The 602-nt window shown below is 46.5% G+C and carries 1 pseudogene; it reads right to left on the bottom strand.

The window, feature by feature from the left end:
* Positions 1–152: 152 nt before the first annotated feature.
* Positions 153–602 (bottom strand): annotated as a pseudogene (locus R7E78_RS28290) (DUF1501 domain-containing protein); the annotation flags it as partial.

Here is a 602-nt window from a genome sequence, read left to right as displayed (position 1 = left end):
CGCGCTAGAATTACTTGAGCGCGCTATCAAGCTTTGTAACGAACGTCGTCGTGACGAAGTTTAATGAACCTTCGTTAACATAGATGATATTGCAAAGGGAGCATTGTGCTCCCTTTTTTGACAATTAAATAAACGAAACTAAGCCACTTAGCTTAAGCCATAAAGCCAAGGTTAGATGTGGTGAAATTACGGATGTTCGGGAATACGTATTCCAGTGCGGCATTGTCACTCACGCCCATCCACTGTGCGAGAGTTGAGCCAACTTGGTCTGCAGCAATAGCCGGAATCAATCGACCTTTTGAGTAATCATCTTGCCCTCCAAGTGTTAACTCTGGCCACCTACCGATCGGCGCACTGCCATTTACCGCACCACCTATCAATAACTGATGACCGCCCCAGCCGTGATCGGTACCGTTACCATTATTGGTCATTCGTCGACCAAAGTCAGACATCGTAAACGTGGTCACGTTTTTACTCATACCGAGCTTATCAACTGCGCGATACATGGCATTTAGGTTGGTGGCGAGATCTTCGAGTAACAAAGGGTGCCGCGCGAGTTGCGAGTCATGTAAGTCGTATCATGTATGTTTTACAAAGAACAC

Source organism: Vibrio sp. YT-19(2023), from assembly GCF_033337395.1.
Note: the sequence above shows the minus strand (reverse complement) of the source record. Positions and strands in the feature narration are given on the sequence as shown.